The sequence below is a fragment of the Sphingomonas sp. SphC10 genome, assembly GCF_057004845.1.
Genome location: NZ_CM168044.1, coordinates 3656202 through 3676927, shown reverse-complemented (window position 1 = coordinate 3676927; position 20726 = coordinate 3656202). Strand labels below are relative to the sequence as shown.

General features: G+C 65.6%; 19 protein-coding genes. 3 read left to right on the top strand and 16 right to left on the bottom strand.

Features of this window, described 5'->3' with window-relative positions; genetic code table 11:
- Nucleotides 1-77: 77 nt before the first annotated feature.
- The 7 genes from gspI to ACWKSV_RS17055 all read right to left on the bottom strand — a co-directional run bounded on the left by gspI (nucleotide 78) and on the right by ACWKSV_RS17055 (nucleotide 7946).
- Complete coding sequence (gspI, locus tag ACWKSV_RS17085) at nucleotides 78-509, bottom strand: type II secretion system minor pseudopilin GspI (protein WP_076715138.1); 432 nt, start codon at nucleotides 507-509, stop codon at nucleotides 78-80.
- 82 nt (nucleotides 510-591) lie between these two features.
- Nucleotides 592-1002, bottom strand: a complete 411-nt coding sequence (locus ACWKSV_RS17080) for a GspH/FimT family pseudopilin (protein ID WP_056430161.1) — start codon at nucleotides 1000-1002, stop codon at nucleotides 592-594.
- Nucleotides 1003-1199: 197 nt separating this feature from the next.
- A complete protein-coding gene (gene gspG, locus ACWKSV_RS17075) occupies nucleotides 1200-1655 on the bottom strand; it encodes a type II secretion system major pseudopilin GspG (protein WP_076715136.1) in 456 nt (151 codons plus the stop codon).
- 12 nt (nucleotides 1656-1667) lie between these two features.
- Nucleotides 1668-2891, bottom strand: a complete 1224-nt coding sequence (gene gspF / locus ACWKSV_RS17070) for a type II secretion system inner membrane protein GspF (protein WP_056430163.1) — start codon at nucleotides 2889-2891, stop codon at nucleotides 1668-1670.
- Nucleotides 2892-3287: 396 nt separating this feature from the next.
- Nucleotides 3288-4763, bottom strand: coding sequence for a type II secretion system ATPase GspE (gene gspE / locus ACWKSV_RS17065; RefSeq protein ID WP_076717931.1), 1476 nt, complete (start codon nucleotides 4761-4763; stop codon nucleotides 3288-3290).
- A 121-nt stretch (nucleotides 4764-4884) separates the two neighbouring features.
- Nucleotides 4885-7107: a type II secretion system secretin GspD gene (gspD, locus tag ACWKSV_RS17060; protein WP_076715134.1), complete on the bottom strand. Its 2223-nt coding sequence runs from the start codon at nucleotides 7105-7107 to the stop codon at nucleotides 4885-4887.
- Entirely contained in the window at nucleotides 7104-7946 is an 843-nt protein-coding gene (locus tag ACWKSV_RS17055) for a type II secretion system protein N (protein ID WP_076717933.1), read from the bottom strand. Before ACWKSV_RS17055 ends, gspD begins: the two co-directional genes overlap by 4 nt.
- Before the next feature lie 118 nt (nucleotides 7947-8064).
- Between ACWKSV_RS17055 and ACWKSV_RS17050 the strand changes: the two genes are divergently transcribed.
- Nucleotides 8065-8736 (top strand): prolyl hydroxylase family protein, encoded by a 672-nt coding sequence (locus tag ACWKSV_RS17050; protein ID WP_076715132.1) that lies wholly within the window; start codon nucleotides 8065-8067, stop codon nucleotides 8734-8736.
- Nucleotides 8737-8879: 143 nt separating this feature from the next.
- On the opposite strand, the gene ACWKSV_RS17045 is transcribed toward ACWKSV_RS17050, so the two are convergent.
- From ACWKSV_RS17045 to ACWKSV_RS17030, 4 genes are all read right to left on the bottom strand, one after another.
- On the bottom strand, nucleotides 8880-11720 hold the full coding sequence (locus ACWKSV_RS17045; protein ID WP_056431276.1) for a TonB-dependent receptor domain-containing protein: 2841 nt from the start codon (nucleotides 11718-11720) through the stop codon (nucleotides 8880-8882).
- Nucleotides 11721-11832: 112 nt separating this feature from the next.
- Entirely contained in the window at nucleotides 11833-13461 is a 1629-nt protein-coding gene (locus tag ACWKSV_RS17040) for a beta-helix domain-containing protein (protein ID WP_076715130.1), read from the bottom strand.
- A 366-nt stretch (nucleotides 13462-13827) separates the two neighbouring features.
- A complete protein-coding gene (locus tag ACWKSV_RS17035; protein ID WP_168371483.1) occupies nucleotides 13828-13989 on the bottom strand; it encodes a hypothetical protein in 162 nt (53 codons plus the stop codon).
- 391 nt (nucleotides 13990-14380) lie between these two features.
- Nucleotides 14381-15201 (bottom strand): IS5 family transposase gene (locus ACWKSV_RS17030; protein ID WP_156884179.1). Its coding sequence is split into 2 segments (ribosomal slippage): nucleotides 14381-14880 and nucleotides 14880-15201, totalling 822 coding nucleotides; the frame shifts between segments, so codons are not numbered across the junction.
- Nucleotides 15202-15230: 29 nt separating this feature from the next.
- Between ACWKSV_RS17030 and ACWKSV_RS17025 the strand changes: the two genes are divergently transcribed.
- Complete coding sequence (locus tag ACWKSV_RS17025) at nucleotides 15231-15566, top strand: hypothetical protein (RefSeq protein WP_076715124.1); 336 nt, start codon at nucleotides 15231-15233, stop codon at nucleotides 15564-15566.
- Between the two features lie 94 nt (nucleotides 15567-15660).
- Here ACWKSV_RS17025 and ACWKSV_RS17020 read toward each other — a convergent pair whose 3' ends face one another.
- The 5 genes from ACWKSV_RS17020 to ACWKSV_RS17000 form a co-directional block, all read right to left on the bottom strand.
- Nucleotides 15661-16113, bottom strand: a complete 453-nt coding sequence (locus ACWKSV_RS17020; RefSeq protein WP_076715122.1) for a hypothetical protein — start codon at nucleotides 16111-16113, stop codon at nucleotides 15661-15663.
- A 108-nt stretch (nucleotides 16114-16221) separates the two neighbouring features.
- Nucleotides 16222-16620, bottom strand: coding sequence for a VOC family protein (locus ACWKSV_RS17015; protein ID WP_076715120.1), 399 nt, complete (start codon nucleotides 16618-16620; stop codon nucleotides 16222-16224).
- Nucleotides 16621-16830: 210 nt separating this feature from the next.
- Nucleotides 16831-17382, bottom strand: coding sequence for a fasciclin domain-containing protein (locus ACWKSV_RS17010; RefSeq protein WP_076715118.1), 552 nt, complete (start codon nucleotides 17380-17382; stop codon nucleotides 16831-16833).
- 82 nt (nucleotides 17383-17464) lie between these two features.
- Entirely contained in the window at nucleotides 17465-18136 is a 672-nt protein-coding gene (locus ACWKSV_RS17005; RefSeq protein ID WP_076715115.1) for an anti-sigma factor, read from the bottom strand.
- Nucleotides 18126-18686, bottom strand: coding sequence for a sigma-70 family RNA polymerase sigma factor (locus ACWKSV_RS17000; protein ID WP_076715113.1), 561 nt, complete (start codon nucleotides 18684-18686; stop codon nucleotides 18126-18128). The genes ACWKSV_RS17005 and ACWKSV_RS17000 overlap by 11 nt, the downstream gene beginning before the upstream one ends.
- Nucleotides 18687-19034: 348 nt before the next feature.
- Between ACWKSV_RS17000 and ACWKSV_RS16995 the strand changes: the two genes are divergently transcribed.
- Nucleotides 19035-20666, top strand: a complete 1632-nt coding sequence (locus ACWKSV_RS16995; RefSeq protein WP_172839623.1) for a histidine kinase famiy protein — start codon at nucleotides 19035-19037, stop codon at nucleotides 20664-20666.
- Nucleotides 20667-20726: the final 60 nt, after the last annotated feature.

The window sequence follows — 20726 nt, the reverse complement described above, 5'->3', positions numbered from 1 at the left end:
TTCACCCCTACCCTTTGGGTTCATGGCAACTGGGCCCCGGCCTCCGCCGGGGAACGGATTGCCCTTTGAACGGCAGGTCACGACCCCGCCACCCCAATCGGCGGCGCGGCCATGGGCGGGCGGACCATCGTCATCCGCCCGGTGATCCGGCCACGCGCATTCGCCACCGCCACATCGATCCGCACGACCCGCGCGTCGCCCGTGCCGCTGACGATCCGGGTCCATTTCCAGCTGCGCCCGCCATTGACCTCCGCGCCCGTCGTCCGACCCAGCGCCGGAGCCTGGGGATCGGTGACGGCGGCGATGGCGACATTGCGGGCGACCATCTGCGCCACGACGGTTTCGTCCAGGATCGACGCGCCGCGGATCGTTGCGCTCTCCAGCCGCACCAGCGCCATCGCCGCCAGGCTGAAGACCGCCAGCGCGACCATGATCTCGATTAGCGTGAAGCCATCCTCCCCGGCACGGGGAGGTGGCAGCGCGCAGCGCTGACGGAGGGGGGCTTCCACAAAGGACGTCCCTTGCGGCACTCCCCCTCCACCATGCTGCGCATGGTCCCCCTCCCCGTGCCGGGGAGGATCAAAATACCCCTCACCCATCGACGCGCACCGTTCCGTCCGCGCCGATCCGCACGATGCTGCTCGCCCGCTCGCGCGTCAGACGCAGTTCGACCGGGCGGTCCGCCAGCCCCGTCACGTCGAAAGTGATCCGCACCCGGCCACTGGCGTCGGGAATCGTGGCCTGGGTGCCGTCCTCCCATTGCGCGACCCGCAGGGGTTTGGCGGTCATAGGGCTCCACGCACCGTCCGCCCGTCGATCAAAGCCATAGCCGCCGCGCGTGACCCAGATGCTGACCGGCGACGCCTCGACCACCGCCACGTCATGCGCGGCGCGGACGCGGGCGGCGAACTTCAACGCCTCGTCGGTTACTCGCCCCCGTCGGTCGGGCAGCGACAGCACCGCCACCGCCGAGGCCAGGCCGATCACGGTGATGACGATCATCAGTTCGACCAGGGTGAAGCCGGTAGCGCGCCTTGGGGTAAGGTCAGCCCGTGCACTTCGACTTCGCTCAGTGCGAACGGAGGTTGAGTACGGATCCTCCGTCCCGTTCAGCCTGAGCGAAGTCGAAGGCCACGTTTCGTCCTCGCCAAGCAGGCCCCGCCCGCTTCCGTCCCCGGCATCGAGGCGGGGCCGCGTCATCACTTATTCCAGTTGCCGATATCCGCGTTGACGCCTTCGCCGCCTTCCTTACCGTCGGCGCCGTACGTCCAGATATCCGCCTCGCCATGCTGGCCGGGCGAGGCATAGAGATAGGGGCGGCCCCAGGGATCGTCGGGCAGCTTCTTCAGATAACCGCCCTTCTGATAGCGCGACGGATCGGCAAGCCCGGCAGGCATCGACACCAGCGCGGGCAGCCCCTGTGCCGTGGTCGGGAAGGTCAGATTCTGGAGCTTGTACATCTCTAGCCCCGTCTCGATGTTCGAGATATCGGCCTTGGCCTTCTGGATCTTGGCCGTGTCGCCCGAGGGGAGCACGTTCAGCGCCACGATCGTCGCCAGCAGGCCGATGATGACGATGACGACCATCAGCTCAACCAGAGTAAAGCCGTTGGCCGGACGCTTGCGGCGGATTGGACGGCGGTGGGGGTTACGCATCAACATGTCCTCTTATTGACCGGCCAGCGTGTTGAGCTGGAGAATGGGCAGCAGGATGGATAGCACGATGGTGGCGACCACGCCGCCCATCACGACGATGATCGCGGGCTCCAGCAGCGACAGGGCGGTGGCGGTGAAGCGGTCGAACTCCCGCTCCAGATAGTCGGCGGCGCGCTCCAGCATCTCGTCCAGCCGCCCCGCCGCCTCGCCGCTGGCGGCCAGATAGGTGAGCAAGGGCGGGAACACCCCGGCCCGCCGCATCGCGGCCGAGAGGCTGCCGCCCCCCCGGATCGAATCGACGATGGCGTCGGACGCCACGCGCAACCGGCGATTGTGGATCGTCCCAGCGGTCAGCGTCAGCCCCTCCAGCAACGGCAACCGGCTCGCCACCATCGTCCCCAGCGTGCGTGCCATCCGGGCCGCGTGCAGGTCGCGCAGCAACCGGCCGAGCAGCGGCAGCTTCAGCAACCAGCTATCGAAGGACAGCCGGATCGACGGCACCTTCAGCGCGCGCCAGAAACCGACCCCCGCGATAACGACGATCCCCGCCATCAGCCACCACCAGCCGACCAACAGGTCCGACACGGTGATGACCATGCGCGTCAGGAAGGGCAGCTCCTGCCCGACCGTATCGAACTGCTCGACCACCTGCGGCACGACGAACATCATCAGCGCGGTGACGACGCCCAGCGCGACGACCGCGAGGATCGTCGGATAGGCGAGTGCGGTGATCAGCTTGCCGCGAATCTCCGCCTGCCGCTCCAGCAGCGCGGCGAGCCGTTCGAGGATGGTCGGCAGCGTCCCCGAACTCTCACCCGCCGCAACCATCGCGCGGTAGAGCGGGGGGAAGCTTTTCGGCTCGCGCGCCATCGCGTCGGCCAGGCGACGGCCTTCGGTGACGCCCTGGTGCACCGTCGCGACGATCGCACGCACCCGCTCCTGCTCGGTCTGGCGGGTGATGGTGCGCAGGGACTCCTCCAGCGGCGAGACGCGGTTGAGCGTCGCCAACTGGCGGGTGAACAACGTCAACTGCTTGACCGACATGCGCGCGCGGCCGAGCTTGAGCCCGAACAGCGGGCGGCGCTCGGCTGTATCGCCGCTCCCCGGCTTGACCGAGACGACATAGAGCCGCTGCCTCTCCAGCGCGGCGCGGGCGGCGTCGGCGGTTTCGGCGGGGATGAAGCCGCGCTTCTCCGCGCCCTTGGTGTCGATGGCGACATAGTCGAACCCGGCCATGTCAGTGCCCCTTCCCACACCCCTGTTCCCCCGCGAAGGCGGGGGCCCAAGGACTTCGAGGCATGCGGGATCGCCATTCTATCTCACGCGGAGACGCGGAGACGCGGAGAAGAAAGAGATGTTCGCGCAGAGGCGCGGAGGGCGCAGAGGTGTCTCGTGCGCGGCAGCGCACTGCATCTATAACCGGCAAAGGCAAGAGGGCCGCTGGCGCGGCGGGTACGACGTCTCTGCGTCCTCTGCGCCTCTGCGCGAACTCATTATCTCTCCGCGTCTCCGCGTCTCCGCGTGAACCCAGGAGCTTTGAGCCGCCGTCCGTTCCCAACCACAAACGGCATGACAACTGGACCCCGGCCTTCGCCGGGGTGGCGGCTGAAGATGGGAATACGACCATCCCCCTCACCCCGCGTCGGAATCGCGGCGGGATACGCGGATGGCTTCCTCCGCCGTGGTCACACCGTCCAGCACCAGCGTCCGCGCCACCGCCGCCAACGGCTGTTGCCGGGCAAAGGCGTGCGCGGCGATCGCCTGTTCGTCGCCGCCTTCGTTGATCAACCGCCGGATGGTGTCGTCGACGCGCACCGCTTCATAGACGCCGGTCCGCCCCTTGTAACCGCTGCCGTTGCATTGCGGACAACCGACCGCCTCGTACACGGTGGCATGGGCATCGATGCCGAGCAGCGGCGCGACGGTTTCCTTCGCCTCGACCGGGCGCCTGCACGCCGGGCACAGCCGCCGCACCAGCCGCTGCGCGATCACGGCCCGCAAGGTAGAGGCGAGCAGGAACGGCTCGACCTTCATGTCCCGCATCCGGGTGATCGCCCCGACTGCGTCGTTGGTGTGGACCGTCGATAGCACCAGGTGGCCGGTCAGCGAGGCCTGCACCGCGATCTCGGCCGTTTCGCGGTCGCGGATTTCGCCGACCATCACCACGTCCGGATCCTGGCGCAGGATCGCGCGCAGGCCCGCCGCGAAGGTCAGGCCGACCTTGGCGTTGACCTGGGTCTGCCCCACGCCTTCGACCGCATATTCGACCGGGTCCTCGACGGTCAGGATGTTGCGGCTGCCATCGTTCAGCAGGCGCAGCGCCGCATAGAGGCTGGTCGTCTTGCCCGAACCGGTCGGGCCGGTGACCAGGATAATGCCGTTGGGTTCGCTCAGCGCCTCGCGCAGCAGCGCGTACATCGCCGGGTTCATGCCCAGCGCATCGAGGTCGATCCCCGCATTCTCCTTGTCGAGGATACGCAGCACCACGCGTTCCCCGGCCCGGCTGGGCAGCGTCGAGACGCGCACGTCGAGCAGCTTGCCGCCCAAGGTCAGCGCCATGCGCCCGTCCTGCGGCACCCGCCGCTCGGCGATGTCGAGCCGGGCCATGACCTTGATACGGCTGACCACCACCGGCGCGACATGCGGCGGCATGCGCAACGTCTCGCGCAGCACGCCGTCGATCCGCATCCGGACGACGAGGCCGGTCTCGTATGGCTCGATATGAATGTCCGACACGCCGTTGCGCGCAGCATCGGCGATGATGCCGTTGATCAGCCGGATCGCGGGCGCGTCGTCGGCGGTGTCGAGCAGATCCTCGGCGGTCGGGATGCCGTCGGCCAGCATGTCCAGCTCGTCGCCCATGCCCACCGCCGCGATGGCGGTCGCTTGTCCGTCCATCGCATAGGCGTCGGACAACAGCCGGTCGAAGGCGGGGCCTTCCACGCGCGCGATGGCGAAGGGGCGGCCGATATGGCGGCGCAGCTCGATCAGCGCGCGCGGGTCGGCGCCTTCGCGAAGGGCGATGGTCAGCGGGTCGGCGGTGTGGACGACCGTGCCGAACTTGCGCGCGAAGGCGTAAGGAATGGTCAGCGGGGCGACCAGCTCCAGCGCTTCGTCGGGCGTGGGGAGCGGGAGAGCGGGTGGCCCTCCCCCATCCCCTCCCACCTGCGGGAGGGGCGTGCCCAGCGGCAGGGGGACGGTGTCGCCCGTGGGGAGGGGCTGCGCGTCGTCAGTCACGGCGCTTGATCGGTTCGACCGACTTGGCGACGGGGACGGCGATGCGCGGGTCCTCGATATTGCCGGGCATCGGTGCGTGCGGGATCGGCGGCGCGGCGTTCATGTAATCGCGGACCAGCTCGTCGATCGAGGGCTCGACGCCGGGCTGGGCATAGCCCTGAAGCTGGCGGAGATAGCCGTACCGCTGCTCGGTGACGCGGCGGCTGTCCTCGGGCGTGCGCAGGATCGTCGGGCGGATGAAGACCATCAGGTTCGTCTTCGACCGGCTGCGCGCCTTGGACCGGAAGAGCGCGCCCAGGCCGGGAATGTCGCCCAGGAAAGGGATCTTTTCGATCGTGCGACGCTCGTTATCGTCGAGCAGACCGCCGATGACCGTGATCTGGCCGTCATCGGGGGTAAAGACATTTTCGAACGCGCGCTTGTTGAGGATCAACTCGCTATTGTTGCTCGACACAGGTCCTGCGATCGAGCTGACTTCGAGGCGGACATAGAGCTTCAACGAGCCGCCCGCATTGACCTGTGGCTTCACGTCCAGCTGGATGCCGACATTCTGACGCTGCACCGTGCGGAAGGCATTGTCGAAATTGGGTGACAGTGCCTGGCCGGTCGTGATCGGGATTTCCTGACCGACCAGGCTGTGTGCCTGCTGGTTGTCCAGCGTGATGATGTGCGGGACCTGGAGCAGGTTGGAGGTCGTGTCGCTCTTCACCGCGTTGATGATCGCGCCGAACACCGTGTCGCCGATCTTGCCACCCCAGCCCGCAAAGCCACCCGTCGTGCCCAGGATCGACTGCACCGCCGACTGGGTGAGCTGGCTATAGGCCTGGTTGGGGACATTGGTCGTGGTGCGGGTGCCATCGGGGGCGACGACGGTCGTGGTCGTGCCGCCGATCGTGTTTGCGCCCACCGCCCCTGCGATCTGCAGGATGTTGGGCGCGGTGTTGCCATAGGTCGAGGCGGCGAACGCCCCGCCCGACAGGCTGCCGAGCAGGAACTGCGCACCCAACCGCCGCGCGGTCTGGTCGGAGACTTCGGCCACGATCGCCTCGATCAGCACCTGTTCGCGGCGCACGTCGAGCTGGCGGATGACCTCGCCGATCTGGCGCTGGATGTCGGCGGGTCCGGCGATCACGATGGCGTTCGCGCCGGTGAAGCGGGTGACGACCGCCGCCGTGCGGCCGCCTTGGGTGCTGATCGCGGGCGGCTGGCCATTCTGGCCACCGGCACCCGGCGCGCTTGCCGCCTGGGGCTGGGCGACCGGCTGGATACGCTGCGCGATCGAGGTGCCCGCCGACGAGCCGGACTGGCTGTTGGTCTGGGTGAAGCTGCCGCGCGACAGGGTGGTTTCCTGCACCGGGTCGGGTTGCTGGCCGACCAGCTGCTGGAGCACGGGCAGAAGCTGCTCGGCGTCCGCGTTTTCGAGGAAGACGACGCGGATTTCGGTGCCGCTCTTCGCCTTGTTGTCCAGATCGATCGCGATCTGGGCGAAGCGCGCCACGCTCGATGGATCGCCGCGCAGCGCGATCGAATTGGAGCTGTCGATGGCGACCACCGACACGCCGGTCGCCCCTTGCGCGGGCGCACCGCCCTGCCCGCCGCCACCGCCGCCCGCCAGCGTCTGAAGTGCCGTCGCGATCTCGCGCGCGCCCGCATTGCGCAGCGCGATCACGCGGGTCGAGGCGTTGTCGGCGTCGATCCGGCGCACGACCTCGCGGATACGGCGGATATTGTCGGCGAAGTCGACCACGACCAGGCTGTTGCCCCCGCGGTTCGCCGTCACCGACCCTTGCGCGCTGACCAGCGGACGCACCGTCTCCAGCGCGCTGTTCGCGTCGATCGCGCGCAGGCGGATGATCTCGGTAACGTAGGAATTGCGGTTCGCGCCCGCCGACCCGATCCGGCTCGGCTGCGACGCGGCGTTATCCACCGGCTGCACCCGGAACGCCCCGCCCGAGGTCGGCACCGCGACCAGCCCGTTGGAGCGGAGGGTCGACAGGAAAATCTCGAAATATTCGGACCGGGACAGCGGCCGGTCGGTCACGACCGTCACCTTGCCGTTGACCCGGCTGTCGATGATGAAGGTCCGCCCCGTCACCTTGGCGGCATCGGCGATGAACGCGCGGATATCGGCGTCGCGGACGTTGAGCGTGGTCTGGGCGTGAGCGCCCGCCGCCAGTGCAAGCGCCAGAACCGAACCGAGGACGAGCTTCTTCATGGCCGTGGTGCCGCAATCTGAAGGGAGAGCGGCAGCGTCTGATCGCCCCGCTCGACCGTGATGGAAAGAGAACCGCCCTGTGCGAAATCCGCCGCCAGACGGTCAAGATCGCCCGGCCCCGTCACCGGACGCCCGCCGAGCGCGGTGACGATATCGCCCTCGCGCAGGCCCGCCGCACGGAACGCCGCGCCCGAGCCCTGCGGCCGGACGACCAGGCCCGAGACGCGCGCCCCGTCGAGCCGGGGGATGAAGCCGATGTCGCTGCGCAACTGCGCGATCGCCACGCCGCCCGCCGGGGGCACCGATCCGGGCGCTTGCACGGACGGCGCGGCCGGGGTGGGTGCTCCGGCGGCGGCGGGCGGCGCATCGGACTGGTCGAGATACAGATCCTCGGTCGCGCCGCCGCGATCGATGGTGATATGGTCGAAGGCCACCGCCTTCAACGTGACGCCGGGCTGGATCTCCTCGCCGACCGACACCGAGCGCTGCACCCCGTCGGGCCCGGCCAGGATCGCCGAGCCGCGCCCCGATGCCTCGTCCAGCCGGGTGCCGAACAGCGTCAGTTGCAGCGTGGTGACGGCGGCAGGCGCGGCCTGCTGCCCCTGCAAGCGGAAGAACGGGTCGAAGCCTTCGAGGATGGCGGCAGGGGAACCTGCAATGGCGGGCGCCAGCGGCCGCCACTCGCCCAGCGGCGAGACGGGGGTGGCGATCACCCATAGCAGCCGCGCGCCCTGAACGGCGAGAACCGCCATCAGCGCCAGTTCGGCCACCGAATAGACATTCACGACCGGCAGGCGTCGCAACCAGCGACGTCCGCGCGCGTCGAGCCTCAACCGCATGAAACCCACCCCGTACGCATTTTCGGGCTCTAGGCATGGCATGTTACAGCACGGCGTCAAAGCCCTGAAACATGTTGGTCATATCGGTTTCACATGAGGGACAGGATGGGAGAGCCGGATGCAAGCCTTGACCGATGACGTGCCCAGGCTGGGCAATGGCCTGGATCCGACCCCGATCATCGCGCGGCTGGCCGCGACGCCGGGTGTCCAGCGGCTGCCCAGTCCCAAGCTGACCCTGTTCGTGAAGCGCGACGTGCTGCCGCCCGAACTGTGCGCGGCGCTGATCGCGCGAATCGACGCGGTGCGCCGCCCGTCGACTATCGCCGACGCCAATGGCGACCATGCCTATCGCACCAGCGAGACGGGCGATTTGCCCGCCGACGATCCGGCGGTGATCGACACCGAACGCCGCATCGCGATGCTGACCGGCCTGTCGGGCGAATATGGCGAGCCGATCCAGGGGCAACGCTATGCCGTCGGCCAGGAATTCAAGCAGCATACCGATTATTTCGAGCCCAGGGGACTGGACTATCACCGCTATTGCGCGCTGTCGGGCAATCGGACCTGGACGGTGATGCTATACCTGAACACGCCGGAGGCGGGCGGCGCGACGCGGTTCAAGGTAGTGGACAAGATGATCCAGCCCGAACCCGGCAAGATGGTCGCCTGGAGCAACCGGCGCGCGGACGGCTCGACCAATGCCGCCACCCTTCATCAGGCGATGAAGGTGCGGGCGGGGGTGAAGTACGTCATCACCAAATGGTATCGGGAGTTGCCGTGGCGGGGGTGATATTCCCTCCCGACCCGCCCTAATCCCCAACCTCCGTTCGCACTGAGCGAAGTCGAAGTGCACGCACCATCCTCTCCCAAACGAAACGAGCCGCCGCCCGGATCACCCGGACGACGGCCCCTTACGCCATCCCGCAAAAAGGATCAGAAGGTCGTGCTGATCCCCAGCGAGAATATGCGGCCCAGATTATAGCGGTTCAGATAGACGAACCGGCCATTCCCGAAGTCCTGCCGCTCGTTATACCGCGTGCGGGTCAGGTTGCGGGCCTCGGCCTTCAGTTCGAACTTGCCGCCCATCAGCTCGAAGCCCTGGCGCGCCACGAGGTCGAGGCGGATGCCCGGCACTTCGACGATGTCCGGCTGGAAGCCGGTGCCCGACAGGTTCGACGGACCGCGATTGGTCACGCGATTGCTGGCATAGTTGAACAGCAGCGTGATCTGCGACAGCGCCGCGGTGTCCTCCATACCCAGCTGCAGATTGACCAGATGGTCCGACTGGCCGGTCAGCGACGCGCCGTCGCGGAACAGCAACCGCGCCGGGCCGAAGCCCGAGGCGCAGCCCGCCAGACCCGGCGAGCCTTGCGCCGCCGCCGGATTGGGCACGCAGGAGGCGTCCGCGTTGATCTGCGACTTGGTGTAGGTGTAGTTCGCGATGGCGACGAGGCGGCGCGTGGCGAAGAAGTCGCCGCCGATCCCGGCCAGCGGCACGTACTTCTGCAACTCGACTTCCGCGCCGTAGAGCGTCGCCGAGGGCAGATAGGTGAAGCCCGTCTGCAACCGGTCGTCCGCGCCGGTGTAGAAGCCGACCTGCTCGATCGGGTTCTTGATCCGCTTGTAGAAGCCCGCCAGCGTGAAGCGCTGGTCGCGCGCGTAGAACCATTCGTAGCGTGCCTCGAGGTTCCACAGCTCGCTGTCGCGCAGGTTCGGGTTACCGAAGAACAGGCGGTCCGAGTCCGGGTCGCGGAACTGCTGCGGCGCCAATTCGCGGAACTGCGGGCGCGAGATCGTCTTCGCACCGCTCGCGCGCAGCTGCATGTCGGCGGCGAAGTTCCAGGTCAGCGTGCCGGCGGGGAGGAAATAGTCGTTCTTCAACCGCGTCGTCGCGCTCTGCACCGGCGTCACCGTCTCGACCGCCGTTTCGTAGCGGACACCCGCCACGGCGCGCAGGCCATTGGCGACTTCCGCCTCGGCCTGGACGTAACCGGCATGGACGTTCAGCTTGGCGTCGTACGCATAGGCACCGGCCTGGGTCGAGAATTGCAGCTGGAGGGTACATGCCCCCTGCCCACGCAACGGACAGGCATTGTTGATGACGCCCGGGCTCAGCAGATAGTCGGGGCGGTACAGATTGTACGGGAAGCCCGGCGCGGTGCCCGCACCGTCGCTGGTCTGGTAGTTAAACTGGATACGGCTCGAATAGCGGTCCGTGCCCTGGTAGAAATAGCCGGTGCTCAACGTGATCGGACGATCTCCGTCGATCTTGTAGGAGAGGTCCGCCTGGCCCGTATATAGATTCTCGTTCAGTTCCGAGAAGATGATCGAGGCGAAGGGGGTGAAGCGCTGCGTCACCTGATAGGCGCCGTTGCACTGAAACCCGCCCGCGCCGTTGCCCCCGTCATAGCTGATCGGCAGGCCCGTGGTGGTGCGGTTCGAGCAGAGATAGTCGAACTGGCGCTCATAGGGCGCGTTGCGCTTCGAGTTGGCGAAGGCGCCGCGCGCGTCGAACTTCAGCGCGTCGGTCAGCTTGAACTCACCGACCAGCTGGCTTTCGATCAGCTGACGCTCGAACCAGTTGGTGTTCTGCTGGAAACGCAGCCCGCTGGCGTTGTTATAGACCTCGGCCGCCGAGCCACGCGCCTGCTTCAGCGTGTCGTGGATGTAGACGTTGGTCCAGCGCACCGTGTTGTCGCCGAACTCATAGCCCAGGCCGACCAGCGCATTGGCGACGATGCGGTTGTCGGTCAGCAGCGTGCGGAAATCGTTGCGGATCGTGCCGTCCGCCGACACCGAGTCCTGCTGGATCGCCGAGCGGGTGCGGAAGGTGTTGGAGAGCGAGAGCGACGAGATCACGCCCAGACGGTCGCTGCCGATGTCGAATACCGAGCCCGCCGACAGCTCACCCGACAGATTGGCGGGCAGCTGATTGTTGCGCTGAAGCAGGGTGGTCGAGGCGTTGGACAGGCCCGCCACCTGTGCGGCGGGAACGATGCCCGAGCCCTTGCCCGCCTGCACGTCACGCACGAACTGCGGCACGCCGCGCGTGCCGTCGTCGAAGCCCAGCCAGTCGGCATCGCCGCCTGCATAGGTATAACCCAGCTCGCTGGTCGTCGCATCGTCGGCCGCGACGGTGAAGCCGCCCGAGATGAAGTTCTTGGCCGGGATCGCCTTGGTCGTCAGGTTGATGACGCCGCCGCCGAACTCGCCCGGATAGTTCACCGAATAGGTCTTCTGGACCAGCGCCGAGCCGACGATCGTGGTCGGGAAGATGTCCAGCGGGACCGAGCGGCGCAGCGGCTCGGGGCTGGGCAAGGGCGAGCCGTTGAGCAGCGACGAGGAGTAACGATCGCCCAGACCCCGGACATAGACGAAGCCGCCGCCCACGACCGACAGGCCGGTCACGCGGGTCAGCGCGCCCGCAATGTCGCCCTCGCCCGTGCGCGCGATGTCGGCGGCCGACAGGACCGAGACGATCTGCGGCGTGGCGCGGATGGTGTTGGGGATGTTGCGGCCGACGACGACGATCTCGTTGCCCGCCGTGGAGTCCATGCCGGGGGCGGAGATTTCGACCGGCTCTTCCGCCGCCTGACCGTCCTGGCCCGTGGGCGTCTGGCTCTGCGGGGTGGCCTGCCCGTCCGGGCTGGTCGCGGTGGTGCTGGTCTGCGCCGGAGCTGGCGTCGCCCCGCCCGCCGTCTGCGCCAGGAGAGCGGGCGCGACGAGTTGCGAGGTCAGCAGAAGGAGGGAGGCATAAGCGAGGCGTCGCTGCATGGCCGGGTCATCCCGTATCAGATTTTCATGGAGGAAAGCCGGGGCGGCGATGATCGCCACCCCGGCCTGCCGAGAGCGTCCGAACGATGCCGGACGCATGGTCAGCGGGGCCTTAGCGGCCGTTGCAGCTGAAATAGACCGAGGTGAAGACCGGCGGCCCGACATCCTGCAGCGAGGAGTCGGCAGCGCGGATCGTGGTGCGGCCCGAGCCCGAACCCTCACCCGCGATCAGGTTGATGCAGGCCACGTTCGACGGCGCCTTCACGATGCCGTTGATGAAGGTCATGTCGGCACCGCCGCGCAGACGGATCGCGGCAGGCGCAAGCGCGGTCTGGACGAAGGTGAAGTTGGCGTAACGGCCGAAGGTGCGCGGCAGCAGGTCCTCGGCATTGTTCGAGTCGATCTCGGTCGAGAAGCTGTCGGCGGTCGCGCCGATGGTCCGCTGCGCCGCGATCAGGAACTGCATGAAGCCGCGATAGCCATTGTCGATGTCGAAACCGTCATCGTCCGCGCCGGTGATCGCGATGTACTTCAGGTTCGACGTGCCGCCGAAGATCTCGATGCCGTCATCGGCCGAGTTGTGGCTCTGGATATGATCCAGGACCGTGCCCGAACCGGTGCCGCCCAGGGTCAGGCCCTGCAGCTCGTTGCCGTCCGAGATGGCGATGCCCGAATAGCGGATCTGGACATAGGACATCTGACCCGACGAGTCGGCCTGGTTGGCGCCGCCATAGAAGCGGCCGGTCACGCCCTCGATCGCCAGCTGGCAGGTGGTCGACGAACCCGATGCATTGTTCGGGCCGGTGCCGGTGGCGCAGACGGCGGTCGGCGCGCGGCCGAGCAGGATGATGCCGCCCCACTGGCCCTGGCTCGCGTCGGACACGCCATTGTTCGCCAGATTCTGCTGCGAGGTGAAGATGATCGGCGCATCGCGCGTGCCGACCGCCGAAATCTTCGAGCCGCGATTGACGAGCAGCAGGTCGTTGGTCGCCTCCGACGAGTCCGCCGCGACCACGACGCCCGGCGCGATGGTCAGCGTGACGCCGGTGCCGCCGGTCGAACCCAGATCGGTGCCGACTTCGGTCTGGCCGCGCAGGCGGTATACCACACCGGCGATCTTCGGCAGCGTCAGGTCGGCGGTGATGTTCTGCGGCAGGCGGCAGTAACGCAGCGTCGGCGAGGACGAGCTGTTGGTGCCGTCATCGGTGGTGCCGGTCGGGCAGACCGAGGTCGCCGCGGCATAGGTGCCGATCGAGGGAACCGCGGTGCAGCGTGCGCCCGAGCCGCCGAATTCGGCCGAGGTCGAGTTGCAGGTCCAGCCCTGGAAGGCGGTGTCCGACGGACCGTTGAGCGCGCCGACATAGTTGGTCGAGGTGAAGAAGCTGTTCAGCGTCGACGGGTCGGTCGCGGTCACCAGCGAGGTGCTGCTCGTCGGATAGATGCCGTTCAGCGCAGCCCCGGTGCCGTTGACGTTGTTGTTGGACCCGGCGTTCACGATCGCCAGCTGCTCGTCGGCCGTGATCGTCAAGTCGTTGACCTTGGTCACGGCGGCGAACTGCGCGGCGGTGATGTTCGCGGTCGGCGTCGGGGTCGGCGACGGGGCGGGCGTCGGCGTCGGCTGGACGATCACGATTTCGCCCGCGCCGGGCGAGGCCACGCTGTCGGCTCCGCCGCATGCGGAAAGGGCCGCACAGGCCGAGCTGGTCATGAGAATGAGGCCGAAGCGCTTGAAGCTGCTCATCGCCGAAAAACTCCCGATCTTATCGTTGCTAAGCCGGGCGAACGCCGCCCGATGACCGACTCAAGACAAGTCCCCCTGTCGATCCCGGCCCGGGCGTTAGGCGCGTCTCATGACGCGAAGATGCAGTTTGAGAGAAACTTCCGTGACAGATATGAGTCACTTTCGTGACATCGGCGCCCATCCAACGGGTTGCCACACCCCTTCCCGGCCGCTTTATTTTGCTCGGCGCAAAGGAAGGCGCAGCTTTTGTCACCAAAGCACGTTACTGGGCGTGAGAGGTCGAGCTTCCGCACGTCCTCGGCGCCCCGTTCAGGCACTGTGTCACTACGGAATGAACGGGGCGTCCCTTTGCCCCTTGCCGAAAAATCAGGTCAGCGAGGATTTTCGCTTCGGCGCGTCCTGCCCCTCGGTGCTGGGCTGGCCGCGGTCGAGCGTATCGCTGGGACGGCGGGCATCGCCGTCACGCTGATGCTCGGTCGACAGATTGGGATCGCGGGTCTCGGTCGTCGGTTTGATCGGGTCGGCCATGGTTGCTCTCCTATGAGAGAGCCAATGCGCGACGCGCTATGCGCGTTCCGGAACATCCCTTGTCTTCAGCACGGCACGGGTCGCCCGTGTACGACCCAGGACGAAGCCGAGCCTGGTCTGGGGCGTCGATGGAGATTGGTAGGCTACCGGCGCGGCAGCCGCATCGAGATCATGTTCGGCCGCCTCAAGACCCTGCCCCGGCAAAGGCCGGGGACTGGCACCGCGTCGCCACCCGCTATGACCGGTAGCGATCAGCGAACGTGATAGCTGCACGATTCCGTCATCGACCGTGTCACAGCCGATGGTCGCCAACCCCGCTGAAAACAAGCACGGGGAAAGGATGGCTTCGTCGATGATCGGCGGAATAAAACCGTGTCTAAGAACTTCAGAATTAGGCCGTAGACTCATAAGCTCGAAGCCACAGCCGCATTGACGCGAGCTGGACCATAGCGAGGAAGTTGGCGGCGAGCTTGTCGTAGCGGGTGGCGACGCGGCGGAAGTGCTTCAGCTTGGAGAAGAACCGCTCGATCAGGTTGCGTTCGCGATATAGCCGCTTGCTGAAGCACGGTTTCCAGCGCCGGTTGCTCTTGGGTGGGATGTTGGGTGTGGCGCCTTGGTCCTGGATCAGCTCGCGGATCCGATCGGCGTCGTAAGCCTTGTCGGCCAGCACGATGGTGTGTGGGCCGAGGCGGTCAAGCAGCGCATCTGCGATCTGGCCGTCATGCGTCTGACCTGCGATCTGGCCGTCATGCGTCTGACCTGCGATCTGGCCGTCATGCGTCTGACCTGCGGTCAGGCCGAGCCGGATAGGGAGGCCCTGCGCGTCGACGACGACGTGAATTTTGGTTGTGAGCCCGCCGCGCGATCGACCGAGACAATGATCTGCATCCCACTTTTTGCCGTCGCGGCCTGTTGGTGGGCGCGAACGGAGGTGCTGTCGATCATCTGTATGTCACCGTCGTGCGCGGCGGTGATAGCATCCATCAGCCGGCCCCAGACACCCGCCTTTCGCCGTCGCACGAAGCGGTTGTAGTAGGTCGTACGCGGGCCATAGCGCTCCGGCAGATCACGCCATGGTGCACCGGACCGCAGCACCCAAAAGATGCCGTTCAGCACTCGTCGGTCATCAACGCGCGGGACGCCTCTCGGCTTGTTGGGTAGCAGCGGCTCGATCACGCGCCACTCGAAGTCGGTCAGATCATATCGGCTCATGCCGCGGCTGAATCATAGGTCGGAGCAATATGGAAGTCGCCAGCTTCAAACCTCTGGCAAAGCAAGCCGCACCATGGAAGGATGACATCATGGAAGCGTTAGGCTTTTTCGTTCTTGGTCTGGTGGCATGGCTGGTGGCGCTACTTGGGCCTCCGTTCCTGGCGCTTTGGTTCTGGCGTCAGGCTACCGACAGAGGAAGGCCATGGTTGGCTCACCTGCTCTTCCTTCCTTGTGTTATGGCGACCGCGTGGGTGACTGTTCGCGCGATATTCTTCGCGGCTCACGACGATGGAGAAGGCCCGCCCGGGTTGGGCCTGTTGCTAATCCTGCCTTTCGCGATGCTCATCGGGTCAATCGTCATCTAATATATTGCGGCAAGCTGGCAGATGGCGCGCATGGCCCTGCAGTCGACGAGACGCAGCTAGGGAGCTAGTCACAACTCATTTATGGGTTCACGACCTAGTATTCGATACCGCCTGTGGACAGGGCCGTTTTATAAAAGCATTGGGTTTCGGTTTTGACGCGATCGCTCAATCGGGCCAGGATCGCATTCGCAGCATCCGAAAACCCCGGCATATCGTTGGCAATACGGCATTCGGTCCAGTGATCGAGGAAATCACTCCAATCGACCTTCAGCTGCAGAAGAGCGGCCTCACCCTCGACCCAGGTCGCTCGCCATGTATCGGGTAATGTTTCCAGGCGTATATTCTGAATGACGTCGGACTCTTCACGCAGGTGCTTGCGGATGATGACGGCCAGGGCGTCAAGCTGAACCGATAGTTCGTGGGGGGATGCGGCCTCGTCCCTCAAATCGTCCAGCAGGGCCGATATGCTCGACTCGATAAGAATATGGTCTTCGACCAGCCTGGCGAATCCCACGCGCTGCAAGTTGAAATGTCGATTAGAAAACATCGGGCATGTTTCCATGTGTCATGGCGGTTTCCTTGCCTGAGGAAAGGGAAGGCCTGGTGGGACATGGGCTCGCCGTCGACATTCGTGGCAAGCCCGATGCCCTATCGGTCATCCCGGAAAGTGAATGCCGCAAAGCTTGTTGCCGTCCGGATCGCGAACATAGGCCAGTTCGATCGTTCCCATGGATGCCGTATGACGAGGACCGGGCGGCGCTTCGATCGACGTACCCCCGGCTGCCACGGCGACGTCGTGGAATTGCCTGACCTGCTCGGGAGAATTGCACTGGAAGGCGACCGTGCTGCCGTTCGAAACGGTCGCCGGTTCGTCATTGATCGGCTGCGTAACGATGAAGGCGGTTCCGCTCTCGCCCCGATAGATCAGTCGGATGTGGCCGCTATCGGCCACGTTCCGCATCGGCTCCCCAATGCCGAGCGTTCCCAGCACGGTATCGTAAAAGCGCTTCGACCGTTCAATGTCGTTCGAACCAATCATCGTGTGAAACAGCACGTATCGTCTCCTACCGGTGTGCCAGTGGCCTGCGACGAAAATGTTGGTCCATGCGCGCAAGATTGACCAGCACCTTCACCTGCGCCGTCGTTCAAGCGCATTTGCGATGAGGGCCAATTCGCGCCTCCGAGTCGGCGCGACAGACTGCCCCTCCGTCGCATGGGTGGGGCGACCATGTGCTGCCCCACCCGTGGGAATGATCTGCCGCCCTTATGGCATCATCACCGTGTCGATGACATGCACGACGCCGTTCGACTGCATGACATCGGCGGTGGTGATGCGGCTGGTATCCCCCTTGCCGTCCATGATGGCCCAGCCGCCCATCGCCTTCTTGAACATGATCGGCTCGCCCTGAACGGTGGTGTAGGTCGCCGTCCCGCCATTCGCCTTTGCCTTGGCGGCAATATCCTTTGCGGTAATCCGGCCGGGTATGACGTGATAGGTGAGGATCGACGTCAACTTATCCTTGTTTTCAGGCTGCACCAGGGTGTCGACGGTGCCAGTGGGCAGTTTTGCGAATGCCGCATTGGTCGGCGCGAACACGGTGAAAGGGCCCGGGCCGGAAAGCGTGTCGACGAGGCCGGCCGCCTTCACCGCGGCGACCAGGGTGGTATGGTCCTTCGACTGCGAGGCGTTCTCCACGATCGTCTTCGTGGGGTACATCGCCGCACCGCCGACCATCGGGTTGCGCGGGGCAGCACCGGCGGCAGCGCCGACGCTGAGCGCGACAGCCATCATCGCACCACGGATCATCAGGGTCATCAGATCTCTCCAGCCGCATGGAGCGCGGCTTTCGGATTACGACGCCAACAGCCCGTTGGACGCAGCGACGCGGCGCGACCCCTTAAATTTCGGCCAGCTTCCCGGCAGCCACCACCGGCCCCGTCGGCGTCGACTTCGGCGATCCCCCGAGCGGCTCGATCGATATCGCCAATGTGGTCCCGGGAACGACCGTGACCTGCGGAGCGATCTTCAGGGCAGGCCCGCCTCCACGAGGCAGCAGGCCCGCTGCGCGGGGAACCCCGTCGCCCCCGATCGCCCATAGCTGTGCATCCTGCCCGCTCTTCACGGACGGCGCGTCGCGCAGCTTCAGGGTGCGGGTGGCAGGATCGAAGAATACCGTGATCGGCGCGGCACGCTCGGGCGTGAGGACGGCAAAGAGCAAGGGAGCAGGCTTGCTGGCATGCGGTACGACCATTGGCGTATCGGGACGGGTTACGACGACCGTCAGCAGGATCGCAGCCGCCAGACCGGCAATGCCCGCGATCGCCCGCCAAGGTCCGGTACGGTGATTGTCATTGTCGCCGACCGCCAGGATCCGGCGTCCCAGATCGGCGCTTGGCGCGACCGGCTCGACCTCGAGATACAAGGCGGCCAGATGCCGTCTCCACCGGGCGACATCCCGTGCAAAGGCCGGATCGTCCAGCATCCGACGCAACGCAGCGCTCCGCTCGTCGCCGTCGAGGACCTCAAGCGCCAGTTCGGCCGCGGTCAGATCGGTCTCGTCAGATGTCATCGTCGAGACACTCCTTGAGCCGTTCGAGGCCGCGCCGGATCCGGCTCTTTATGGTACTCGTCGGAACCCCGAGGACATCGGCGAGCCCGGCATAGGTGATCCCTTCGAAAAAGGCCGTTCGAATGGCGTCGCGCTGCGTTTCACTCAGGCGATCCATACAGCCGTGCAGTTTGCGCTCCTCCTCGTCTAGCAGCATGTTCTCGAGTGCCAGACGATTTGGGGCGACGGGCTCGGCGACGTTGTCCAACGGCGCGGTCGGGCGCCGACCAAGGGCCCGGTGATAATCGATCGCGCGATTGCGGGCGATCGTGGCAAGCCAGGCGAACGGACTGGTCTGCCCCGGCTCATAGGCACCGGCACGTCGCCAGATGATGGCGTAGACCTCTTGCAGAACGTCCTCCGCCGCTTGTCGCTCGCGACATATACGAAGGCAGATGCCGAAAAGCTTCGCGGACGTGAGGGCATAAAGTTTGCGGAAAGCGGCACGATCCTCGCGCCCGGTTGCGACCAGGGCTTTGACAAGCTCCTGCCGAGCGTCAGGTTGGTTCATCGTCACTGCTGACGGGATACCGAAGCGGTCATCCGCAAGCAACCGCGTGGTTCGGATCGAGGATACCGTGCCGCTCGCCGATCATGCGCGACGCGGTGGTCGACCGGTCGCAGCCTACGCCTTCGTTACCATTTCGTTCGAAGGGTAGGGAAGGCTAACCGTTCGCAATTGGAAGCGCAGGCCGACCTCCGCTCTGCTACAGTCCGTCGCTAGGGACCCTAACTTGCCTTCGGATTGTTTCGGATCGAAGGACAGAGGTGGGAGCAGGTGGTGGGCCGAGACGATCTAGCCAATGAGGCAAACGGGGAGGGCAAGGGTCAAAGTGCCGGCACGCCTGCGGACGGTAGCATGGACGTCGGCGCGCGTGAGCCGATCGAAACCTCTGGCGTGCATCACTGGCAGGAAGCCACCATAACCCGCCCCGGCCTCGACGACCGCGGCGACGTCTTCTTTGCGGCCATCGAAATGACGCGTATGCCGATGGTTATCACGGACCCGCACCAGGACGACAACCCGATCGTCTTCGCGAACAACGCCTTTCTCGACCTCACTTTGTACGAGAAGGAGGAGGTAGTGGGACGCAACTGCCGCTTCCTGCAAGGCGCGCAGACCGACCGCAGCGAAGTCGCTAAGTTAAGGGACGCGATCGAAGCCCAGGAGTCCATCGCGCTCGAACTGCTCAACTACAAGCGCGACGGCACCCCGTTCTGGAATGCAGTGTTCATTGGTCCCATCCACGACGCCTCCGGCAAGCTGCTTTACTTCTTTGCCAGTCAGATCGACGTCACCCGCCGCCGGGAAAGCGACAGGACGCTGCTGCAAACGCAGAAGATGGAGGCCGTAGGCCAGCTGACTGCCGGGCTTGCACATGATTTCAACAACCTCCTTCAGGTCGTGAACGGTAACTTGGAACTGGCTGCCGCACGCGCTGAAGATGATCGCCTGCGTCGCTACATTCAAAGCGCCCGGACGGCGGCCGAAAAAGGTGCCAAGCTGACGGGACAGTTGCTGGCATTCGCCCGAAAGACCCGTCTCGATCCGCGACCGGTCGACATCAACGCCACCATCAACGGCTTCTGCGATGTCCTAGAGAGTTCGCTCGGCAAGCAAGCCGAACTGCAGTTGACGCTGCGGCGCGGCCTACCACGGGCCGTCCTTGATCCCGAGCAATTCGAAATGGCGGTGCTGAACATCGCGATCAATGCTCGCGATGCCATGCCGAACGGTGGACTGATCGACATCGTCACCAGCAAGCTGCAACTCGACGGCGATGCCGCCGCCCGTGAACTCTCGCCAGGCGATTATGTCGTCGTCGAGATCCGCGACCAGGGTCAGGGCATGCCGCAGCATGTGGCGGATCGCGCGACCGAGCCCTTCTTCACGACGAAGGGAACCGGTAAAGGTACCGGGCTAGGCCTCGCCATGGCCTCCGGCTTCGTTCAGCAGTCTCGGGGAAGGCTAGAGATCGACAGTACCCCTGGTAACGGGACGACGATACGGATGCTGTTCCCGTCGGCAACCGAAGATCAGCCGGACAATCCCGGCACAAAGCACGCGACCATTTCGGCTCACACGGACGGCGCCCGTTCCGGTGCTCATATTCTCATCGTCGAAGACAGCGCCGAGGTGCTCGCATTGGCACGCGAGATCCTCGAAGGTGTGGGCTACCGTGTATCGACCGCCGAAACCGGTGAGGCTGCGCTTGAACTATTTGAGGGAATGCCGTCCGGGACGCTAGACCTGTTATTCACCGATCTGATCATGCCGGGCGGCATCAACGGGATCGTTTTGGCTGGAGAGGTCGCACGACGCGCACCAAATCTACCCGTTCTGATGACGACGGGATATAATGAGGAGCTCGTGGCCGAAGGACCGATGCGCGCTGGCCTAGACGTTCTCGGAAAGCCGTACCGACGAAGCGACCTGCTCGACCGTGTTCGTCAGGCGCTCAACCGCGGCAGCGCGTCCGGCGGGGATTAGCCTGCGGCATCAATCCAACATGTTGAATGAAAAAAAACGGCCCCCTGAGCAGACGTTTAG